Raw genomic sequence first — 6291 nt, 5'->3', positions numbered from 1 at the left:
CGGAATATATTGCGGAAAAATTACAGGCTGATCTTCTTAGCACAGCACAAGCTAAGGATTTATCCCCCTATGATACCGTTGTTTACGGCGGAGGCATTTATGCAGGGTCACTTAATGGTAATGAATGGTTGAAAAAAAACCAAGAGACGTTATGTAATAAAAGATTGGTGATATTTACTTGCAGTTTTTCTGATCCTCATATCCCTAGAAATACAAAATATATCAGAGAAGGTTTAGATAAGTGCCTTTCCCCCATGCTAATGAATCATGCAAAAATCTTTTGTTTTCATGGTGCATTGGATTATCAACATTTGAAACTCACGCACAAAGGAATGATGAAGGTTCTTTTTCAAATATTGAAGCATAAAACAGAGCGCAGTCTTGAAGAGGAGGCAATGCTTCAAACCCAGGTTACCCCTGCGAATTATGTGGATACTTCTCAAGCGGACACGTTATTATTATATATAAAGGATTGAACGTATGGAATTTGAAGGAAAAGTTGCAGTGATTACCGGAGGCGTCCATGGCATAGGGAAAGCCATTGCTCAGGCGTTTATTAGAGAGGGTGCCACTGTTTGTATCATTGACAGAGAAGAGAATCCATATTTTATAGGAGATATTGGAGATCGGGAAACATTGGAAGATTTTGCAAAAAAGGTGATTGACCAGTATGGAAAAGTTGATTATTTAATTAATAACGCTATGATTTCCATGGGTGGTATCAACGCCTGTGGGTATGGTGCGTTTGATTATGCATTGCGGATTGGCGTGGTGGCGCCCTACTATTTGACAAAGTTATTTCTTTCGTATTTTACTCCAGAGGCGGCAATCGTAAATATTTCTTCCACAAGAGACCGCATGAGTCAGCCCAATACAGAAAGCTATTCAGCGTCAAAAGGTGCCCTTTCTTCCCTGACTCATGCTTTGGCCATTAGTCTTGGTGGCAGAGTAAGGGTAAATTCTATTTCTCCCGGTTGGATTGATACGTCATATACTACCTATGACGGAGGGGATGCGGAACAGCATCCTGTAAAACGGGTAGGAAATCCCTCGGATATTGCTGAAATGGCACTGTTTTTATGCAGTCAGAAGGCGGGTTTTATTACAGGGGAAAACATTTGCATTGATGGTGGGATGTCCCGCCAAATGGTTTATCATAATGACTATGGTTGGAGCCTAGACAAGTAATGAAGCATCCGTTTTGCTGTATTTTGCAAGACGAATGCTTTTTCCCTTTATAAGTATCCTTCGGTTTGCACCAATGAAAAGGCAGGGAAACAGAGGATTTGGAGAACAAAAAAAGGGCTTATTTCCAGAATGGGGGGAAATGAGCCTTTTTTGCTTCTTTCTACTTCAGTATTGAAAATACATACTTTTAATGGAATCAGTTTTTCTTTAATTTTTCCCATTCCTTTTCCTGAAAGCCAACTAATATAAAATCTTCCCCAATCACCAAGGGACGCTTTACCAACATGCCGTTTGTACTTAAAAGCTGAAGCTGCTCCTCCTCGCTCATCTGGGGGAGTTTATCCTTTAAATTCAATTCCTTGTATAAAAGACCACTGGTATTGAAAAATCTTTTTAAGGGTAAGCCGCTTAACTTCCACCAAAACTCCAGCTCCTCTGCGGAAGGGTTTTGTTCAACCATATGACGCTGGAAATATTCTATATTAGCGGAATCTAACCACTTTTTTGCTTTGTTGCTGGTACTGCATTTTGGGTAATGTAAAAAAACGAGACTCATCTCGCACCTCCTTTTCCAATAGTATAATACGTCACCGCTCAATGGGCAAGATGAGATGGGATTGCATTTTTAAAGGAACGGCTGTAAAATGAGAAAAAGTTTGTATACAATTTGTGGAACTTAAAAACCTTATCATAGACAGATTGGAGGAATGAAACATGAATTTTGGTTTTATTGGAGCAGGCAATATGGTGGGTGCTATTGTGAAGGGCATGACTTTGGGTGCCGGGGAATATGAGGGAAAAACTATTTTCATTAGCAGTAAAAGCGTTGCCTCTGCAAAGACATTGGCTATGGAATGTGGCGCAAATGCCTGCCAATCCTCAAAAGAGGTGATTGAAAACAGCGACATGGTGATTCTTGGAGTGAAACCAAATGTTTTAGCGGCACTTTTACCGGAACTAGCAGGGGAGTTTGCGAAAAAAAAGCCCTTAATTGTTTCTATTGCCGCAGGGAAAACCTTAGAATATCTGGCGGGTTTTTTTCCCGAGGAAACACCCATTGTAAGAGTAATGCCGAATATAAATGCAAAAATCTGCGCCTCAACCACAGGGTTTTGTGTAAACCAATTTGTTAGTCCTCAGCAGAAACAGTTGGTAAAAGAGATTTTTGAAACAATAGGCACAGTTGCGGAAATAGAAGAAAGCCAATTTTCTATTTTTAGCGTAATCGGTGGAGCATCGGTAGCCTTTGCATACTTATACATGGATGCCTTAGCCCATGCCGCACTTAAGGCGGGGATGCCAAAAAAACAAGCTTTGCAGCTTACTGCAGAAACGGTTTTAGGTAGTGCAAAAATGGTGTTGGAAAGCGGGGAAGCCCCATGGCCCTTGATTGATCAGGTGTGCTCCCCGGGAGGAACCACCATAGAGGGTGTTACTACGTTGCAAGGGGCAGGATTTGAGTCTGTACTGGTCAAGGCATTTGATGCAGTTCTAGCAAAAGATAAGGCCATTGGTGAAAAAAAATAAATGTGAAAACAACAGAAACTATATTGACATTTCAATAACATTATTTTTTCATGAAATATTGAATTATTTAAAGGTACAGCCATCATTTTGTAAGATGGTTTCTATTTTCCCGTTCTATGACATAAAATATATAGGATAAAACGAAAAAGGGGAATTGGAATGTATCCAAATAATTTGCAAAACAATAGAAATAACATGAGAAGGCCCGTGAACCGTATGCCTGATATTACTGATTGCGGGCCTGAACCTTTTGTGGTCAACATTGATAAAGTAACCAAACAGAATCAGAATTATCGGACTGCATTATGGACAGGAGACCATTTACAGTTAACACTGATGAGTATTCCTTCCGGCGGTGATATTGGTTTGGAAATGCATCCAGATGTAGATCAATTTATTCGTGTTGAGGATGGAATGGGCATTGTTCAAATGGGGAGTAGTAAAGATAAACTGGATTATCAGCGTAATTTAGATAATCAGTATGCAATTTTTGTTCCTGCGGGAACCTGGCATAATGTTATTAATATTGGCAATCGGCCATTAAAGGTATATACAATTTATGCACCACCTCATCATCCTAAGGGCACAGTGCATGCCACAAAGCAAGATGCCCAGAAAAGCCATGATTAAACACTGGAAATTGTGATCGTGTTTCCTGTTTTTTAGCTTAAGATTAGAGATATCCATAGGATTTTTATTATAAACCGTGACTTACCTAATCAGTAAGCCACGGTTTGTTTTTGTTCCCAATTTTGGGAAGAAGGTAGTGTATTTTAAACTATGGACAATGGACCAGTAAAAAAATATAGTTAAATTTAAAAGAAGCAAGCAAATTGATCAAACTTCCATGCATCCTTCTCCTTGACCAAAATAAAGGTGAAATCCTGGGTTGTAAAGTCATTGATATTTTTCGGTGCTGTAAAAAAGACCTCACCTTCGTAGGGTTCCTGGGCAGATGTGTAATAAGCGGTAGCACTGAACGTTATTTGATTTTCCGTTTGCTGAGGGGAATGGAACACATGGCCTGCGTAAAGAATGTTTGCGCCCCTTCCTGCATCCAATAAATAGAGAGCTCCATCCTCACCCTTCATAAATCTGGTGTATTCAGGATTCAATATAGCTTTATTTATAAAGTCCTCTGTAAAATATTTGGAGAGATAGGTGGTAAATGCGTCATAGGAATCAAAGGCCGGTTCATCCACTTTATAATAGATTAAATCATTCTTTGTTACTGTTTTATTTACATCACAACGAAAGTCTCCAAAGACGATTTTTGTGTAAATTTCGTTTGCGCCCTGGTAAAGGGTTTTGAATGTATTCTCCATGGGTGGTAATCCGTCTTGGGAAGAATTGCTGGTCTCCAAAGGTTGCGGGGCTGTGTTGGAAGAATCCGAGGAGGCTTCTTTGCAGCTTGACAAAATCAAAGGAAAAAGTAGAAGAAAAATCATTAGGATATTTCGTTTGGCTTTCATAAAGGACACCTTTCTTTATTCGCTCATTGCTGTATTGTTTTTAAAATAGTATAACATGGTTTTTAATTCCATTCGGATGTTTACGAAGATTGACAAAAACAATTAAGAAAAAAGTTGATCGTCATAAAAGCGCTTCTAAAATGTGGAGGAAAAGGTACCTTAGGGGGAGATGAATATCCCTAAGGGGGTGCTCAACGATAATAGCATGAAAGGTTGCAATTGATCTACTATCGTACGCAAGTGTAACATTTCTTTAATTGCTTTTACCTTTGTCTTTTGGTAATGTATAAAAGTAAGGAAAAGCTATCTTTAGCAAATAGCTTTTCGAACATAAAAGAGTGTCAAATAGCTGTAACAGCTTAGCATTTGGGAAGCTTCATTTTAAATAGAAACCGGTGAATGGGTATGGTTGAAATTTTGTATTTACAAGTGAATTTGGTGGGCATGGTGATTATAGTCATAATGCTTATGAATCAGCAAACAATTGAAAACGGCACGGATAGGCAGAAGGCATTCCGTCATTTGAACTATGCTGTGCTTAGTGTGTTAATTTTGGATACCATTATGTGGTGTATTGATGGAAAGAACTTTTTGTTTTCTCAGCAAATCTATTGGGTATTTGCCAGCATTTATTATTTTTTTAATTGCTTTGTTGGATTTATGTGGTATGTATACATATCAAAATTTTTTTTCCAGTGGAAAAAGCAAAGTAAGTGGTTATTTTTTCTTATGCATGTCCCCATGATTTTAAATACCTTCTTTATAGTATTGAATCTAAAATATCCTTTTTATTTTACTATTGGTGAGGATACGGTTTATGCTAGAGAACGGTTTTTTATAATCTCGTTTCTTGTGGCGATACCCTATATCGTGATACCCTTTATCCAATGCATCAAGGTTTATGAAACCTCGGATAATATTTTGGAGCGAAAAGACTGCGCTTTGATTTTGAAAATACAGATATTACCATTGGTAGGCGCTATTATCCAAGTTTTATTTTATGGAATTTCTCTGATGTGGATATCCCAAGTGTTAACCCTACTTTGCTTTTTTATTAATTTTCAGAATAAAATTATTTCAATGGATCCTTTGACCCAGCTGAATAACAGATATCAGTTTAATGTATGTCTGGAAAGCATTGATAAGGGAATATTCAAGGGAGAAATGAATTCCATTGTTTTTATTGATATAGACAAATTCAAAGGAATTAATGACAGATTTGGTCATGTCGTTGGAGATAGAATGCTTATTCAGGTGTCAAATATTTTAGTGAGAGCATGTAAAGGGGATGATACCATTGTGGGCCGCTTTGGTGGTGACGAGTTCTATATATTTTGTAAACAATCAGCGAAAGAACAAATTATTGGGCGGATAAACCGTTTCGTGCAGGAATATAATGCAGGGGATGTGCATGGGATAGAGTTATCTTTGAGCATTGGTGCATCGGATTTCCATGGAAAGGACCGAAAAACAACACAGGAGATCTTGGCGCTTGCTGATAAAGCCATGTACAAAAACAAGATAAAATAGAATCTTATATACACTGTTCTGCAAATTGTTTTATTTTATGAAGATAAGAAAAAATATCATTCATTGGACGGCGGCGTGATTACAGTGCAATCTCTAGAAGTTAATTACGGCTCCCTCAGCTTTTTATGACCTTCTACGGGCTATGAGTGGGTAGCGAGATTTAGGGTTTGACTTTAGCTAACATTAAAAAAGGAGCCGACATAGTCGGCTCCTTTCAAGTCCCCACTGCATTGGGGGCTAATTTTTATGATTAAAATTGTAAGGAAATACGCTTCTCTTTTTTGTGGATATTAATCCTGTTCTGCCAGCTTTTTATAGGAATTGTATTTTTCCTTTGCTTGTTCGGCGGCTTCTTTGAGCAGAACTTTTGCTGTTTCTGGGAAGGTGCGAACCAAAGAGGAATAGCGAACCTCACCCATAATGAAGTCGTTATAATCCATGGTTGGCTCTTTGGAATCTAAAATGAACGGATTTTTGCCTTCCTTTTTCAACTCAGGATTATAGCGATACAGGAACCAATAACCTGCATCTACTGCCAGTTTGCTTTCTACTTGGGCATTTGCCATGCCCTTTG

Annotated in this window: 8 protein-coding genes; 5 read left to right on the top strand and 3 right to left on the bottom strand. The window is 38.3% G+C overall.

What is annotated here, in order from left to right:
• Together RTK36_RS06135 and RTK36_RS06130 are read left to right on the top strand one after the other, a co-directional pair.
• Nucleotides 1-476: flavodoxin domain-containing protein (locus tag RTK36_RS06135; protein ID WP_312045302.1), on the top strand; the 476-nt coding region annotated here is incomplete at its 5' end.
• 4 nt (nucleotides 477-480) lie between these two features.
• Nucleotides 481-1188 carry an SDR family oxidoreductase gene (locus RTK36_RS06130; protein WP_312045300.1) on the top strand — a complete coding sequence of 236 codons (708 nt, stop codon included), beginning with the start codon at nucleotides 481-483 and terminating at the stop codon, nucleotides 1186-1188.
• A gap of 196 nt (nucleotides 1189-1384) precedes the next feature.
• Here the strand turns inward: RTK36_RS06130 and RTK36_RS06125 are convergent, their stop codons facing one another.
• Nucleotides 1385-1744, bottom strand: a complete 360-nt coding sequence (locus tag RTK36_RS06125) for an arsenate reductase family protein (RefSeq protein WP_312045298.1) — start codon at nucleotides 1742-1744, stop codon at nucleotides 1385-1387.
• A 158-nt stretch (nucleotides 1745-1902) separates the two neighbouring features.
• On the opposite strand from RTK36_RS06125, the gene proC reads away from it, so the two are divergent.
• Complete coding sequence (gene proC, locus RTK36_RS06120; protein WP_312045296.1) at nucleotides 1903-2715, top strand: pyrroline-5-carboxylate reductase; 813 nt, start codon at nucleotides 1903-1905, stop codon at nucleotides 2713-2715.
• 159 nt (nucleotides 2716-2874) lie between these two features.
• A complete protein-coding gene (locus RTK36_RS06115; RefSeq protein ID WP_331654971.1) occupies nucleotides 2875-3345 on the top strand; it encodes a cupin domain-containing protein in 471 nt (156 codons plus the stop codon).
• A 185-nt stretch (nucleotides 3346-3530) separates the two neighbouring features.
• On the opposite strand, the gene RTK36_RS06110 is transcribed toward RTK36_RS06115, so the two are convergent.
• Nucleotides 3531-4187, bottom strand: a complete 657-nt coding sequence (locus tag RTK36_RS06110; protein ID WP_312045294.1) for a DL-endopeptidase inhibitor IseA family protein — start codon at nucleotides 4185-4187, stop codon at nucleotides 3531-3533.
• Between the two features lie 405 nt (nucleotides 4188-4592).
• On the opposite strand from RTK36_RS06110, the gene RTK36_RS06105 reads away from it, so the two are divergent.
• A complete protein-coding gene (locus tag RTK36_RS06105) occupies nucleotides 4593-5717 on the top strand; it encodes a GGDEF domain-containing protein (protein WP_312045291.1) in 1125 nt (374 codons plus the stop codon).
• Nucleotides 5718-6007: 290 nt separating this feature from the next.
• Here RTK36_RS06105 and RTK36_RS06100 read toward each other — a convergent pair.
• Nucleotides 6008-6291: hypothetical protein (locus RTK36_RS06100; protein ID WP_312045289.1), on the bottom strand; the 284-nt coding region annotated here is incomplete at its 5' end.

Source organism: Anaerotignum sp. (assembly GCF_031981185.1).
GTDB lineage: Bacteria > Bacillota > Clostridia > Lachnospirales > Anaerotignaceae > Chakrabartyella.
Note: the sequence above shows the minus strand (reverse complement) of the source record. Positions and strands in the feature narration are given on the sequence as shown.

Excerpts from the sequence above, each read along its gene's own strand:
- RTK36_RS06105 (WP_312045291.1), top strand. The coding sequence starts at position 4,593 with ATGGTTGAAATTTTGTATTTACAAGTGAATTTGGTGGGCATGGTGATT.
- RTK36_RS06110 (WP_312045294.1), bottom strand. The coding sequence starts at position 4,187 with ATGAAAGCCAAACGAAATATCCTAATGATTTTTCTTCTACTTTTTCCT.
- proC (WP_312045296.1), top strand. The coding sequence starts at position 1,903 with ATGAATTTTGGTTTTATTGGAGCAGGCAATATGGTGGGTGCTATTGTG.
- RTK36_RS06130 (WP_312045300.1), top strand. The coding sequence starts at position 481 with ATGGAATTTGAAGGAAAAGTTGCAGTGATTACCGGAGGCGTCCATGGC.
- RTK36_RS06115 (WP_331654971.1), top strand. The coding sequence starts at position 2,875 with ATGTATCCAAATAATTTGCAAAACAATAGAAATAACATGAGAAGGCCC.
- RTK36_RS06125 (WP_312045298.1), bottom strand. The coding sequence starts at position 1,744 with ATGAGTCTCGTTTTTTTACATTACCCAAAATGCAGTACCAGCAACAAA.